Origin of the sequence: Luteimonas gilva (assembly GCF_005239095.1) — a bacterium.
Taxonomy (GTDB): Bacteria; Pseudomonadota; Gammaproteobacteria; order Xanthomonadales; family Xanthomonadaceae; genus Luteimonas_C; species Luteimonas_C gilva.
Window position 1 is genome coordinate 926,284 of sequence record NZ_SZUA01000001.1, and the last position, 14,042, is coordinate 940,325.

A 14,042-nucleotide genomic window follows, 5' to 3' on the forward strand; every position below is an offset into this window, starting at 1 on the left:
CCCGCCCTGTTCCGTTTGGACGCCGCAGGCTCCCACGGCGGGTTCGCGAACCGCAATCGCCATTGGTCATGCTGGCGGCTTCGGCTTTTCGTAGGAGCGGCGGGCTGCGGGCGGGAGCGCTTAGGCCGATTTGCGCGCGCGCAGATGGCGCAAACGCAGCTTGAGCGAACGCAAGTCGCTGCGCTTCAAATCGTCGCGCACCTCGCTCGGCGAAACGCCCAGCACTTCGCGGAACGCGTCGGTCATGTGGCTGTGGCTGCTGAAGCCGGTTTCGCAGGCGAGCGCGGCCAAATCCCGCTGCCCTTCGCCCAAACGTCCGAGCGCGGTGCCCAAGCGGTGATGCATCCTGAACTGGCGCAAGGAGCGGCCGGTGCTGCTGCGGAAAATCCGGCACAGATGGAAAGGCGAGCAGTTCGCGAGCTCGGCCAGCGCTTGGATGCCCACGTTTTCCTCGGTGTGGCCGAGGATCGCTTCCTCCACGCGCGCGACTTGCCGGCTCATCGCCGGATTGCGCGGCCGCGGACGCGCGGTCGCATGCGAAGTCAGCAGGTATTCGAGCGTGTCGAGCAAGACTTCCTGGGCGCCCTGCTCGTCTTTGCCGCAGCGCTGCAAACCGAGCAGCATCTCGACGTGCGTTTTCTGGAACTGCAGGTCGTGGACCAGTTCCTGGCAGGGTTGGGAGCCGCGACCGCCGATCTCCAGCGTCTCCAAGGCTTCGTCGTCGATCAATACGTCGGTGCAGCAGTCGTAACCGCCGGCATCGGGATGGGTGACGAGATAATCGACGTCTTTGAGCACCAAAACGGCTTGCCCGGGCCGGGCGAAGCTCGTTTTCTTGCCGACGCGTATCCCGAACGAGCCGCAGCGGGTGAAGAGCAGCCGTGCCGGTTCGCCGCCTTGCATGCCGGCGCCGCCGCAATTCGTGCGCGGGTGCTGGCAGACGTGGGTGACGACGCTGAACTGCGCGGACTGCAGCACGGTATCCACGATCATCGGCACGCTCCGGCGCGGCACCCGTTGCGCCGATCATACGCCCGGATTCCGGCGGAGCGCGGCCCCGGAGCTCGCGCCGGCTTCGTAGCCCTTTGGCTCCTGCCGGCCCGGGATTCCGGCGCGCAAGTTTGTGGAAGCGGCGGCGCGAACGCCGATGGAAGCTGGGCCCGCTCACGACCGTCGGCCCACTCGAAATGGAGGATTTATGTCCAAGGCAATGTGCGCTTTGCTCGCCGCCTGCTGCACCGTCGCCGCCGTCAGCGCGGCCGAACCGGTTTCCAACCACTGGGGTCAAGGAGGCGACCCCCGGCTATTCCAGAAAGACGCCTTCGCTTACGGCAAGAGCATTTCCGGCTGGGCCGACCGGTCGGTGCAATGGATGTACGCGCAGCCCTTCGACCACAATCCGTTCTTCGATGCGACCGGGGCCAATTGCGCGGTCGACCAGCACGGTCCGGTTTGGTTCTTGGCGCCGATCGCTTCGATGGCGCCCGGCAACTACACCCGCGCATGCACGATTCCGCACGACAAAGCCATCCTGCTGATGGCGATGGATCTCAGCGATACCTATCCCTGCCCCGATCCGAACTTCAAGCCGCAGCCTGGGCAATCGCTTTACGATTTCCTGGTCGCCGACAGCAAGACCTATCCTACCGCCGCCGCGCTGACCATCAAGCTCGACGGCCGGCCGGTGCGCGATGCGTTGAGCTACCGGTACATCTCCGAAAACCTGTTCTCGCTGAAAGGCGACCTCAGCCTGCAGGCGCCGTTCGATCCCTGCATCACCGGCGATTGGCAGCCCGCGGTTTCGAACGGCGTCTTCTTCCTGTTCCGCCCGCTGTCGCGCGGCCAGCACGTGCTCGTCCGCAGCAGCACCGGCCCCACCGGCAACGTCAATACATTCACTTATTACCTGACGATCGAATAGTTCCGCGCTTGCCCACGAACGGCGGGCGTTATCGGGGCCTTCTTTCAGGCCCCGGTTTTCTTCGCGCGATGGAACGCGTTGGTCTGCGCCTTACGCGCCCTTGCGGGCGCGCCATTCCTTCAGCAATTCGGCTTCTTGTTCGCGCGTGATGCCCGCGCGCAATTTCGCCTGGCGGTCGGCGGGAAGGCTGTGGAACCAGGCCATCAGATCCTTTACCGTCGTGTCGTACGGGCGGAACGTCAGCCCGGCCGCGATCGCGCGCGCATTGCTGACCGCACCGTAGCCGGCGTACGGGCCGGCGTCGTCGGACACCCAGATCGGCAGCTCGATCTTTTTCTCTTCCAAGAACTGCGCGCTGACGTGCGTGTACTTCGGTTTGCCGCCGGTGACGCGCTGGCAGCCTTCCAGCATCGACTTCGTGCTCAACGGCTTTTCCGGGCCGACGGCATTGAAATTGCCGGTGGTGCCGGCTTCGGCGAGCCGGATCATCCATTCGCCCAAGTCGCGGCCGTCAATGATCTGCACCGGATCGGAGCCGTCGCCCGGCACCAGCATGTCTCCGCCCTGGGCGACGCGGTGCGGCCAATAGGTGAAGCGATCGGTTTCGTCGCGCGGGCCGACGATGTAGCCGGGACGGACGATGGTGACGCGCTCGCCGAACTGCTTGCGCGCTTCGGCTTCGCTCAGCGCCTTGAGCGGGCCGTACAGGTTTTCGATATCGGCGCGCAGGTTCTCCTGCGTTTCGGCCATCGCGTCCTTGCCCTTGTACACGGCGAGCGGCGCGTCCTCGGTGATGCCGGGCTTGCTGCCGTCGGCGTACACCGAAATGGTCGAGATGAAAAGGTAGTGGCCGACGTTGCCCTTCAGCACCTTGCCCGCGTCGCGCACCCAGAACGGCAAGCTGGTGGGGTTGTCGATGCACACGTCCCATTTGCGGCCTTCCAGCGATTTCAAATCGCCGGTGTTGCGGTCGCCGTGCAACTGCTCCACTTCGCCCGGCCATTCCGGCGAAGGCCGCTTGCCGCGATTGAACAGCGTGACCTTGTGGCCGCGGGCCAGCGCGTAGTTCACCTGGAACGGACCGGTGAAGCCGGTGCCGCCCAAGATCAGGATGCTCAGCGGCTTGGCGGCCTTGCCGACGGATTTGCCGCCTTGCGCGAAGGCCAACGGCGGCAAGGCGGCCGCGGCGGCGGCCAAGGCGCTGAATTTAAGCAGATCGCGGCGGGTGGTCATGCGTGCGGCTCCCAACGGCTGGAGCCGCACTCTTACACCTTCCTGCCCGGCTCGGCCTATGGCGAAAGTCGGGGGTCGCGGATGGGCGAAGCTGCGATCTTAGCCGGCTGCCGGCATCGGACCGCAGACTTTCGCCGGCCCGTTCGCGGGCATGGCGTGGAATTCGATCAGCAGGCCCAGATCTTGCTGCGTCGGCGCGAGGAAGGCCTCGCCCAGAGACCCGCGATAACTCGCCAACATCGATTCGTATCCGCGCTCGACGCGTTTCTTCGCGGCAGCGATGTCGGCCACGCCGACGCCGACGCCCAGCACCTGCGGCCCGCCGTTGCGCAAAGCGTCGGCCGCGACGCCCGCACCGTCGGGCTGCAAAGCCAGCAGACCCTTGCCGCCCACCGGCACGCAAAACCCGCGCGCGCCGATCTGCGGCAAATGCACCGGCGTCGCGCCGGCCAGGCCCATGCGTTCCAACTGTTTTCGATCGGCTTCGGCATCGGCCGAAAGCAGCCAGATCGCCGACACTTCGCGCGCGCCGTTGGGATGCTCGTCGGGTCGGATGCGCGGCACCAAGTCGGGCGCGTAATCGATGTAGAACAGATTGCTCGACAACGGCGGCTTCTCGAAAGCGAACAAACGCCAGCGCGGCGGATGCGACGGACCCGCGCCGTCGGGATCGTTGGGCGAAGCGTTGAAGATGTCGGTCGCCGCATAGCCCTGCGCTTTCAGGAAATCGCGCGCTTGTTCGAGCGCGGACGAACGCAATCCGAACGTGCGCACGCCCGGCCCGCCTTTCAGCGAAGCCTGGTCGGCCTGCATGCCCGGATCCATATCCGCATCCGGCCGCGCGATGGCCAGCAGTTCGATATAGCTGCGGTCGGTCATGCGCACGTAGCGATTGGGCACGCCGCCGGGATTGCGCCCCGGCCTGACCTGGAATCCGAGCTTAGCCGCCAGGATGCCCGTCGTCTGGTCGATATCTCGCCCCCACAACAGCACATGGTCGATGGCGTTCGTGCCTGCGGTGGGTTCAGCAGTGACGGCGGCAACGGTGGGCGGCATGAAGCACAAGGCCGCGATGAGGGATGACAGAACGAGCGATCGCACCGTGCGTACTCCATGGTATCGGCGAGAGGGAAGTTGCGGACCCTAACGTTCCAGGCTCTCGCGCCGGAGGCAATGACCTCGCAGGTCATGGATGCCGGAAAGACGCCGATCCGGCGTCCCGGGCTCGCTACGGCTTGGGCAAGCCCTTCTTCTCGAACCAATGGTGCGCGTAGGGATTGTCGTTATAGCGCGGTATCTCGCGGTAGCCGTTGCGCAGGTACAGGGCCTGCGCTTCTTTCAGCGCGCGGTTGGTATCCAGTTGTAGCGTGTTCAAACCCATGCCGGCGGCCTGATGCTCCAACGCATCCAGCAAACGCTGGGCGATGCCCAGGCCGCGCGCGGCCGGCGCCACCCACATGCGCTTGATTTCGCCGAGCTTGCGTCCGCGCACCTTCAAAGCGCCGCAGCCGACGGCTTGCCCGTCCAGCCGCGCGATTACGAAAATTCCCGCGGGCGGCACCAGCTCTTCCGGATCGGCCGACACCGTGCGCGACGGATCGAAGCCCGCGTCGAAACGTACCTGCAATTCCCGGAAGTAGGCGTCGAGGCAAGCGCGCGCTTCCGCGCCGGCGGGATCGGCGGGTTCGACCGTCACCGCGGACGCGCGCATCAAGCGTTCCACTTCCGCCATCGCGGCGAGCATACGTTCGCGCTGCTTGTCGCTCAGCGCGCTCAACAGCGATTCGGCGAAATCCTGCGAATGCTTGTCGAGCGCATCGAACTCGCGCAAGCCCTTCTTGGTCAAGGCGGCGCGCCGTACCCGGGCATCGCCGGCCGCGCGTTGCGACGTCACGAGCCCCTGCCCCTCCAGCGAACGCAGCAAGCGGCTCAGATAGCCGGAGTCCAGCGACAGACGCTCGCGCAGATCGCGCAGGTCGGCGCCTTCGCGGCCGATTTCGAACAACAGCCGCGACTCGCTCAGCGGCCGGCCGCGGCCCAGGTAATCGTCGGTCAGCACCCCGATCCGGCGGGTGACGGTGCGGTTGAAGCGTCGGACCTGCTGGATTTGGGTTTCGTCCATTATCTGACTTTAGTCAGATAATTGAGCGGAGTCAATCTCCTCCGACCGACGGCCACTGGCCGGCACCTCAGGACATCGATTCCACTTCGGAAGAAACCACATGCCAGCCGGCCGCGTCGTGCCGCATGACGGCCACACAGGTGGCGGCGCAGAGCGAACCGCACCAATAGCCGTAACGCACTTCGAAAGTTCCGTCGGCGCGCCGCGCAGGCAAACCGATATTTACCGAAGCATTCTCGCCGACATGCTTGTTGCCGGCGGGCGGTATCCATTGGCTGCCCGGTAAGATCCGGATGCGCAAATCCCGCAACGAGCGGATGGCATCGCTCGATAGATCGAGAGATTCGCGAGCGTCGGGCCAGTGCATCGACACATATATGGACGCCAGGTTCCCGCCGCTCAGGAAACCGCCGGGCTTGGCCTGGTAACGGATCAAAGCCGCCATTGCGCCCTGCAGATCCGGCGGCGGATTTCTCGCCGCTTCCGCCAACGCCTTGCGCCTGCCGCGCTCGGCTTCGAGCAGGGCGCTCGCGTCCCCGCTGGCCACGCAACCGTCTTGCGCCGGCGCATGGGCGCAGATTGCTCCGCTGATTTCGCTGATCGATACGACCAGCCGCCGTGGCGCCTTGCCTTCGCCGCGGTCGATTTCGACGCGCCATTCGCGCCGGGTTTCGTCGAAATCCGCGCCGCCGGCGCCGTAATCGTCCCGTCCGAACTTGGAATTCAATGCCTCGAAGGCCAACGTCATGGCCTTCAAGTGATCCAACAGCGGCCGGCCGGTCTGCGAAAGAACGGCACCGGGAACGAATGCAAGCGCTGCGGCCATCCCTATGCTTCGTGCAGCCTTTCGCATGACCAGACTCCTTGTCGCCGGTGGCCGAAGATCGAGATTTTCAGTCCTCGGAAGCGGGCGCCAATCTATCGTGGGTTTCCGGAACGACCATCACCGCGGCCGAGCCGTACCAGCGGTGGTATTCGGCCACCATCTCGCCTTCGACGATCGCCGGATCGGTCGCGGTCAAGCGCTTGGCTTCCTCGATGTCGGACACCGCGAACACGAACAAGCCGCGCCAGCCGTCCGGGTCTTCGCCGAACGGGCCGGCCACGGCCAGTTTGCCCTCTTTCGCCAGCCGCTCCATGTTCGCGAAATGCCCGGCGAACATCGCCTTGCGCTCGGGCCCGTCCGGCACGCGCTTGGGCCCGGTCTTCAGGATCACCAGCACGTATTGGCGCATCCCGTTCTTGTCGGCGCCCAGGCGCTTGGCCAGTGCCGCGTCGTAGGGAGGTTTGGCCGGCGCGCCCTGCGCCGGCGCCGTTTGCGGAAACAGAACCAGAGCGGACAGCAGGGCGGCGAAGACCAGGCCTTTCATGGGAGGCTCCGAAACGTCGGTCGGAACCGCATCATCCGCTTTCGGTGGCGGCTTTCAAGCGGTGCGCCCGTCATCGGCTTGCATGCACGTCAGTGCGAAAACGGAATCTCCGCCGGAACGCTTTTCAACTATCGTAGCCCTCCGCACATCCAAGATTCTTCCCCAAGGAAACGTCGATGACCGGACCCCTCGCCGCCTGCCGCCTCGCGATCGGCCTGCTCGCCGCTTGCGCCATATCGGACGCGCACGCCACCTGGTCGATCGTCGCCGCCAATCCGCGCACCGGCACCATCGCCGTCGCCGCGGCTTCCTGCTCGGGCGGGGTTTACGGGATCCAAACCGTGCTGCCGGGCAAGGGCGCGGCGATCGTGCAGGCCGCGAGCAATAACGACGCGCGGGAAGCGGCCGTCGAAATGCTGCGGGACGGCACGCCTTTGGACGCCATCCTCGCCAAGATCTCGGACCCCGCCTCCGGCTACGCCCCGGAACGCCAGCAATACGCCCTGCTCTCTCTCGCCGCCGGCGCGCGCCCGCTCACTTACACCGGCGCGGCCGCGCCCGGCGCGAAAGGCAGCGTCGTCGGCGATCGCTTCAGCGTGCAGGCCAACACCATGGCGTCCGATGCGGTGGTCGCGAAGACGGCGGCCGCCTTGGGCCGGGCCGAGTGGCCGGACGACCTGGCCATGGCCCGCGCCGTGATGCGCGCGATGGAAGCCGGTGCGGCCGCCGGCGGCGACCGGCGTTGCGGCAAGGCCGATAGCAACACGGCCTTCATCGGCCTCTATCGCAAAACCGATGGACAGGATGCGCCTTGGGTGGAATTGGCGATCAACGGCATCGCGCCGGGCGCCGAGAGCGGCGTGGCGCGTTTGCGGACTTTGTTCCAAACCTGGTTGCGCACCGGGACCATGATCGGGAGTACGCGGACTTTCGTGGTGCCGTGAATTCCCGCCGAAAGCGTTCGCCTTACGGTCTAGGGGGTTTCGATGCTCAAATCGTCCAGATAGAACGACACGCCCGCGCTGCCGGATCCGACCATCGTCACCAGCACCGTGCCCGTGCCCGCCGGCGCCGTCACCGACGCGGTCGCCTGCTGCCAAACGGCGCCCGACACAGGCAACGGCACTACATCGGTCTGCAAAACGCCACCGCTGTCGTCGCGCCATTCCAGCACCAAGCGCGGATTGTTGGGCAACCCTACGCCCGCCCGCGCCCATACGTTGACCGCCTTGGGACCGGGCGATGCGATATAGCCGGGATAGTTGGCCACTTCCACGCCCCAGTTGCCGCCCTCCAGGTCCATGCGCAAGCTGCGGCTGCCGCCGTGCGCCTGTTCCGCGCTGCGCGAGACCGCTACGCCGTACCAGGGATTCCATAGGCCGATGCCGTTCTCGAGCGTGGCCGTGTCCGCGTCGACCAGATTGCCGGTCGGGCCGGGATCGCTTCCCCCTTGATCGCTGGTGCTGCCCATATCCTGCAGATAGGGCGCGGCCTGCCAAGCGGCGAAACCGATGCGTTCGCCCCAGCGTTTGGCGAACTTCCATGGGCCGTAATAGTGGTTGCCGGAGAACTTGTTTCCGGCATCGAACATGACTTCGTCCTGGATGCCCGCAACCGTGTACGGCGACCAGGGTAAATTGTCGGCGCCGGTGGCGATCAGCGCCTGCACACCGCAGTAGTCGGCGCCGGCGCAGGGAACGACATCCGGATCGAAATAGAATTCGTTCGCGGTGACCTCGATGTTGCGCGAATGCCAGCGGCAATCGGTACGGTACGGCTCGCTGGAGACCTGCGTGTAGCAGGGATGGCTGGCGTTGATCGGATCGACGTAATCGTAATCGTGCGGCCCGGGGATAAGGGTGGGATGCACGAATGGCGTGCAATAGCCCTTGCTGGTGTTGCCGTTGGAGTTGCAGAAGCGGTTAGCGTTCTCGTAGATCGACACGCCGGAGAAATTGTTCTCGAAATAATTGTCGTAAATGCGGATTTTGGCGGCGCCGGAAACGGCGCTCGCCAAACGCGCATCGCCGCCCGATTCGGACAGGTAGATCGCCGGCGCCGCGATCCCTGGTTGCGTTGGCCCTTCACCCAGGCGTTGTTGATCAGCGTGTTGCCGCGGATGGTGGCGTTGTAGCTGATCTCGTACCAGATGCCTTCGTCGTCGTTGTCGGCGATGTAGTTGCCTTCGAACAAGAAATCGATGTTGTTGGTGTCGGCCCACAAGCCGACGCTCTTGTTGTCGTGCACCCAGTTGTTAGTGACCTTCGCGCCCTGCACGTCCCAGAACTTGCCGCCGCCGGTGCAGCCGCAGCCCGGCTCGCGGGTTTCCCAGTCGTCCGTGTTGTTGCCGGCGATCTCGTTGCGGTCCAGCACGATGTTCTTGATCGCCGAATCGCCCTCCACCGGCATCTTGAACATGCTGAAGCCGTATTGGCCGTTGTCCTTCAGGCAGTTGTAGCGCACCACGTTGCCGCTGCCCAGGAAGACGCCGGCGCCGTCGTTGTCGGAGACCGTGTTGTACTCCATGAGCCAGCCGTCGCCGGCGTCGTGGTTGACCACGCCCTCGTTGTTGTTGTCCAGGCCGCGGCCGAAATTGCGGATCGTCAGGTAGCGGATCGTGACGTTGGTCGCCGTGCCGGTGAAAGCGTAGAGATTCAGGTTGCGCCCGTCGATCACCGCGCCCGGCGCGCCGACATAGATGGCATTGTCGCGGGCGATGATCTGGCCGTAGACGTCCTCGCCCAGCGTGTGCGTGCCCGGCGCGAACCAAAACGTGGCTCCGGGACGATTGAAGTCGAACCCGGCGTTACTGCCGGCGGGCACGATCACCGCGCCTTCGGGCGGCGTTTCGGGCCCGCTGAGCAAGGCGGCGTTTCCGCAGATCCGCGCCGGCGGTTCGGACGGCCACTGCAGGACGGCTTCTGTCGACCGCACCGCGCCCTGGCGCGGCGCGGCGCTGGGCGAGACTATCCCCGCAACTAAAACGAAGAACGAAACACCCAAGATCTTGGCCGCTTTGGCGATACGCGAAAGCGGCAGGCGCTGATAATCGATCACTCCGGATCCCCTTTAGTCGAACATCGGGACCGCGGTTTCGGGCCCCTCCTTGGCCCGGGCACTCTGCACCAACGCCGCCATAAAAAAACGGCGATCCGATCACGATCCGATAAAAATCACGCGTGGGAAGAGCCAATCGCTCAACCGATGCATCGTCGCGATCGCAGAAAAACTAAATTGGTTCTAACGGTCCTCAAGCACGAAATCGATCGCCGCCCGCACCGCCGCCACCTGCGCCGCGTTGCATTGCTCGGGCGTGGCACGCGGACTGTCCGGATAGACCTCGGTCGTCGTCTTGTACGGCGCATTCGTGATGCTGGGGCACAGGCCGAGCTGCTCCAGCGGATAGTTGATGATGCCGGGCGCCACGACAGGCGAACCGATGATCTCGCCCTTGGCGTCGGCCGGCGCAATATGCGTGACCTGCTCTACCGCGGCGATGATCGCCCGCTGGAATTCCGGCTGCGGGTTTTCCGTATCGCCGACCAGATAGAAACCGTCGGGAATGACGCCGGGCTCGAACGGCTTGCCGTCGCGGGCAGCCAGCGCCGGCCGGAATTCGGATTCGTCGGTGTCGGTGGTTTCGTGCAGATCGATGTGCATCGCGATGCGATCGCGCAGCGGCGCGACCAGGCGCATCAGCGCGGCGGATTCCTGCGCCGGGCTGTTTTCGCGGAACGAGCGGTTCGGGTCGATGGCGTCCGGATTCCAGCGCAGGATGTGCTCGTACGCCCAGGGGCTGACGCAGGGCGCGATCAGCAGGTTCGCGCGCCCAACATAATCGGACGCGTGCCGGTCGACGAACCGCAAGGCGCCATGCACGCCGCTGGTTTCGTACCCGTGCACGCCGCCGGTGACCAGCATGGTCGGAAGCGTGTCGTTCCAGTCGCGGCTTTTGATCGCGAACAGCGGAAAAGAGCCCGAGGCGTATTCCAAGCGGCCGTATTCGGCGACGTCGAAACGCGAGCGCAAGCCGTCGACGGCGGCGAGCACGTCGGAGGCGTAGCTGCGTTGGCGCTTTTGCCGGGCGAGCCATTCGGCCTTGTCGGCGGCGTTCCAAGCCTGCCCCGGAGTGCCGATGGGATAAAACGCTGGATTCGTCATCTTGCCGCTTCGACTTCGTTGGAAAGCCGCACTTTAACATCGCGGCCGCGGCGGCGACCCCTCTCCCGCTTGCGGGAGAGGGGTTAAAACAAAAGGCGCCCATTCGGGCGCCTTTGCCGACAGGAGAATCGGCTTCGATCTTCAGGGCACTTCGCAAGTCCAGATCGAAGACGCGGACCAGTAATTGTTCCGGCTGACGTGGTTGTACACCTCTTCGATCGGCGTTCCCGCTTGCGCCTGGCATTTGGCGACGGCGTCGGCGCGGGCGTTCTCCAGGGCGATGCCGGGGTCGTAACTCGTCGCGCTGCCGCTGACGTACACCACGGCCGCCAGGGCCGAGCCGATGGGCAACAGGAGCGCTAGCGCTACGGCGAACTGCTTTTTCATGATCCTCTCCGATGGGGTCGAACGATTCATTCGACCATGCGATGGGGAGGCGACCGTGAAAATCGGGTAAGCGGCGCGTGAAACTGTGATCGGCGGCCGTCGCGAGCACGCTTAGCTTCGGGCCAGCGCGGATTACATCGCGTTACATCGGGCGCGCGCTTATTTCTTAAGGATATGAATCCGCGTTTTCGCGTTGGCCAAGGCTTTTTCTTCTTGAGCGGAAGAATCTTCGGGAGCCGCCACGCGTTCGGCGTAGATGACCATGAGCTCCTTGCGCTGCGCTTTGTCCGGCAAGTGGACCCAGCGTACGAATGCCATGTCCGCAGGCAAGGTCAACTTGTTCTCGGCGATGAGCCGCTCGACCTGTTCGAGATCGGAGTCCGCAGGCGCCGCGTCCTTGCGGTTGCGGGTCCAGGTGTCCAGATGGATGTCCAGGCCGCCGAGTTCCATCTTGCGCGACTTGTCGTAACCGCCGGCATGGCTCAGCTCCGGCCGGCTGTCGATGTAACCTTCCGACTGCACCCAATACAGCCGGGTCACGACACCGTCGGCGTCCCTTTCGGCGAACAGGTGCAGATCGCAATCGGCGTAGCCGTACAGCACCCAGCGCTTGTTGCCGAGATAGAGCGCGTCTTTGGGTACGGAGACGACGGCAGGCGGCTCGAACGAACGCACTTCATGCCCTTTCGTCTCCAGCCGCGGTTCGACGGCGAGCGCCGAGAGCGGGAGGAATGCGATCAGCGCGGCTCCCGCCAGCGACTTCCATTTCGTAGCGAACATGGCCGGGCCTCTTGCGTGATGTACGGCCAGACCATAAACGCGCGCCGTCGGACGGCCATGTGGCGTCGGTCATGTAAACCATATCGCCGTTCGACGTATCGCCACAGGTTTGTAGGGCGGGCTTCAGCCCGCCGTTTACCGGTCTTTGCGAGTAGCGTCACGAAGGATGCGACAAGTCCGCAGGGCCATGCATTCGGCGGGCTGAAGCCCGCCCTACGTTCGCTTGTTTTTTGCGGGTCAGCGGATGCGCGTGAAATAGTTCGTGCGCATCACCGGTTTGCCGTCCTGCCCGAAATAGGCGACGGTTTCGACCATCGTCTTGCCGCTGCCGGAGACGGCATAGATGCGCGTCGACGCGGGAACGCCGCCTTTGGCGAGCTGCATGACCAACACGTCCGGCGTGGGCATCTTCACGGCGGAGAGGTCGGCTTCCAGATTGCCTTCGACCGGCGTCGGCGTGCCGTCGAGCGGAACGACGCCTTCCGCGTGGGTCTTGCCGCCCTTGGCGTCGACGATCTCGACTTGGGTCGACCACTTGTCCGCGCTCGCGTAACCGAACGTGATAGTGACGCTCTTGGGCCGGGCTTCGGGCGGCATCGGCAAGCGCGACACGTCCACGGCCCAGGCGCCGACCAAGGGCGACGGCTTGACAGATTTCGCAGGCGACGGCGAGCCGCTCAGCACTGCCAGGGCCAGCAAAATAGCGAACGGCGCTTTCACGACGACCTCCTCGAGCGATGGCTTGTGCGATGCAGCTTAGCGGCCGCTATCCGCCGGCGCCAGGCGATGGGATTCGTCTTGGCATACCATCACCTCGCCTTCGGCGCCCGCGGCGCCGACCGCGCGAACCCGCATGCCCACGGCCAACGCTTCCATATTCACGGGCGGCGCTTTGCACAGGTTCCAGCGCGCCGGCAGTTGCACCGCCACGCGGCCGCGATCGGACGTGTCGACCTGCACGACGGCATTGCCGTCGTAGGCCCAGGGCGCGGTGTCGATGGAGGCGATGGCGCCTTCGATCGCGATTTGGCTGCCCGCCTGGAGCGAAGCCCCGCCGGTGGCGGCGCAGCCAATCGATCCGATACAGAACGCGGCGACGAAGGCCGCGCGCAAACGCTGGGACATGCGAACTCCGATAGGGGCGGCTGGCCGAGTCTAATTGGCCCTATAAATATAGTGTGCAAAACCATTGAGCGGTATGGAACCGTCGGTTTCACCCCGCCCTAACGCGCCGTTACTGCCGGCCCTATACATTCGCGACGACATGAGCCCACCGCCCTACCGATCCGCCTAGTTACGGAGAGAACGCATGATCAGCAAGAACACGGTTTGCCTGTGGTACAACAACGACGCGCTCGACGCCGCGACGTTCTACGCCAAAACCTTCCCCGACAGCGCCGTCAACGCCGTCCACCACGCGCCCGGCGACTACCCCGACGGCAAGGAAGGCGACGTCCTCACCGTCGATTTCACCGTAATGGGCATTCCCTGCATCGGCCTGAACGGCGGAACGGCGTTCAAGCAAACCGAGGCGTTCTCGTTCCAGGTGGCCACCGAAGACCAGGCCGAAACCGACCGCCTGTGGAACGCCATCGTCGGCAACGGCGGCAAGGAAAGCGACTGTGGCTGGTGCAAGGACAAGTGGGGCGTGTCCTGGCAGATCACCCCGCGCTTGCTGATCGAATCGATGGCCGACCCGGACCGCAAGCGGGCCAAGCGCGTGTTCGATGCGATGATGAAGATGCAGAAGATCGATATCGCCACGCTCGAAGCCGCGCAGCGGGGCTGACGCCGATGGCCGCGCCCAAGACGCCGCCCTGGAAGAAACCCAATCCGCTGAAGAAATCGGCGCGCACGCCGCTGACGCCCGCGCAGAAGCAAGAGGCCAAGCGCGCGCCGAAGCGGCCGGGCGGCGCTATCCGAACCTTATCGACAACATGGCCGTGGCCAAACGCAAACCCGGCAAGCCAGGCCCGGCGAAGCCGTAGGGCGGAACCGCCGCAGGCGATTCCGCCGATGGCGGCCGGAAAACTCAATTCACACGGCGGAATCCGCTTGGCGGATTCCG

The 14,042-nt window shown here is 65.0% G+C and carries 16 protein-coding genes and 1 pseudogene; 4 read left to right on the top strand and 13 right to left on the bottom strand.

Going from position 1 to position 14,042, the window contains the following annotated elements; all coding sequences use genetic code 11:
• Positions 1–120: 120 nt before the first annotated feature.
• On the bottom strand, positions 121–993 hold the full coding sequence (locus FCE95_RS04290) for a helix-turn-helix transcriptional regulator (RefSeq protein WP_137265730.1): 873 nt from the start codon (positions 991–993) through the stop codon (positions 121–123).
• Between the two features lie 205 nt (positions 994–1,198).
• On the opposite strand from FCE95_RS04290, the gene FCE95_RS04295 reads away from it, so the two are divergent.
• Complete coding sequence (locus tag FCE95_RS04295) at positions 1,199–1,921, top strand: hypothetical protein (protein ID WP_137265731.1); 723 nt, start codon at positions 1,199–1,201, stop codon at positions 1,919–1,921.
• Between the two features lie 90 nt (positions 1,922–2,011).
• Here FCE95_RS04295 and FCE95_RS04300 read toward each other — a convergent pair whose 3' ends face one another.
• The 5 genes from FCE95_RS04300 to FCE95_RS04320 all read right to left on the bottom strand — a co-directional run bounded on the left by FCE95_RS04300 (position 2,012) and on the right by FCE95_RS04320 (position 6,646).
• A complete protein-coding gene (locus FCE95_RS04300; protein ID WP_137265732.1) occupies positions 2,012–3,154 on the bottom strand; it encodes an NAD-dependent epimerase/dehydratase family protein in 1,143 nt (380 codons plus the stop codon).
• A 99-nt stretch (positions 3,155–3,253) separates the two neighbouring features.
• Complete coding sequence (locus tag FCE95_RS04305; RefSeq protein WP_223266771.1) at positions 3,254–4,255, bottom strand: VOC family protein; 1,002 nt, start codon at positions 4,253–4,255, stop codon at positions 3,254–3,256.
• Positions 4,256–4,382: 127 nt separating this feature from the next.
• Positions 4,383–5,276: a bifunctional helix-turn-helix transcriptional regulator/GNAT family N-acetyltransferase gene (locus tag FCE95_RS04310; protein ID WP_137265733.1), complete on the bottom strand. Its 894-nt coding sequence runs from the start codon at positions 5,274–5,276 to the stop codon at positions 4,383–4,385.
• Between the two features lie 67 nt (positions 5,277–5,343).
• The gene (locus tag FCE95_RS04315; RefSeq protein WP_137265734.1) at positions 5,344–6,102 is read right to left on the bottom strand and encodes a hypothetical protein; all 759 of its coding nucleotides are present in this window, start codon (positions 6,100–6,102) and stop codon (positions 5,344–5,346) included.
• 67 nt (positions 6,103–6,169) lie between these two features.
• Complete coding sequence (locus tag FCE95_RS04320; RefSeq protein ID WP_137265735.1) at positions 6,170–6,646, bottom strand: YciI family protein; 477 nt, start codon at positions 6,644–6,646, stop codon at positions 6,170–6,172.
• A gap of 176 nt (positions 6,647–6,822) precedes the next feature.
• On the opposite strand from FCE95_RS04320, the gene FCE95_RS04325 reads away from it, so the two are divergent.
• Positions 6,823–7,590: a DUF1028 domain-containing protein gene (locus FCE95_RS04325; RefSeq protein WP_137265736.1), complete on the top strand. Its 768-nt coding sequence runs from the start codon at positions 6,823–6,825 to the stop codon at positions 7,588–7,590.
• Between the two features lie 29 nt (positions 7,591–7,619).
• Here FCE95_RS04325 and FCE95_RS17030 read toward each other — a convergent pair whose 3' ends face one another.
• The 7 genes from FCE95_RS17030 to FCE95_RS17035 all read right to left on the bottom strand — a co-directional run bounded on the left by FCE95_RS17030 (position 7,620) and on the right by FCE95_RS17035 (position 13,099).
• On the bottom strand, positions 7,620–8,315 hold the full coding sequence (locus tag FCE95_RS17030) for a hypothetical protein (protein ID WP_189644636.1): 696 nt from the start codon (positions 8,313–8,315) through the stop codon (positions 7,620–7,622).
• The gene (locus FCE95_RS04330) at positions 8,303–9,703 is read right to left on the bottom strand and encodes a right-handed parallel beta-helix repeat-containing protein (RefSeq protein ID WP_137265737.1); all 1,401 of its coding nucleotides are present in this window, start codon (positions 9,701–9,703) and stop codon (positions 8,303–8,305) included. Before FCE95_RS04330 ends, FCE95_RS17030 begins: the two co-directional genes overlap by 13 nt.
• Positions 9,704–9,886: 183 nt before the next feature.
• A complete protein-coding gene (locus FCE95_RS04335) occupies positions 9,887–10,807 on the bottom strand; it encodes a M14 family metallopeptidase (RefSeq protein WP_137265738.1) in 921 nt (306 codons plus the stop codon).
• 141 nt (positions 10,808–10,948) lie between these two features.
• A complete protein-coding gene (locus FCE95_RS04340; RefSeq protein ID WP_137265739.1) occupies positions 10,949–11,194 on the bottom strand; it encodes a hypothetical protein in 246 nt (81 codons plus the stop codon).
• Positions 11,195–11,353: 159 nt separating this feature from the next.
• Entirely contained in the window at positions 11,354–11,974 is a 621-nt protein-coding gene (locus FCE95_RS04345) for a hypothetical protein (protein WP_137265740.1), read from the bottom strand.
• Positions 11,975–12,211: 237 nt separating this feature from the next.
• On the bottom strand, positions 12,212–12,694 hold the full coding sequence (locus tag FCE95_RS04350) for a hypothetical protein (RefSeq protein WP_425481281.1): 483 nt from the start codon (positions 12,692–12,694) through the stop codon (positions 12,212–12,214).
• 36 nt (positions 12,695–12,730) lie between these two features.
• Positions 12,731–13,099, bottom strand: coding sequence for a hypothetical protein (locus tag FCE95_RS17035; RefSeq protein ID WP_189644637.1), 369 nt, complete (start codon positions 13,097–13,099; stop codon positions 12,731–12,733).
• Between the two features lie 184 nt (positions 13,100–13,283).
• Between FCE95_RS17035 and FCE95_RS04360 the strand changes: the two genes are divergently transcribed.
• Positions 13,284–13,763 (top strand): VOC family protein, encoded by a 480-nt coding sequence (locus tag FCE95_RS04360; RefSeq protein ID WP_137265741.1) that lies wholly within the window; start codon positions 13,284–13,286, stop codon positions 13,761–13,763.
• A gap of 5 nt (positions 13,764–13,768) precedes the next feature.
• A pseudogene (locus FCE95_RS17200) lies at positions 13,769–13,962 on the top strand (hypothetical protein).
• The last annotated feature ends 80 nt before the right edge of the window (positions 13,963–14,042 follow it).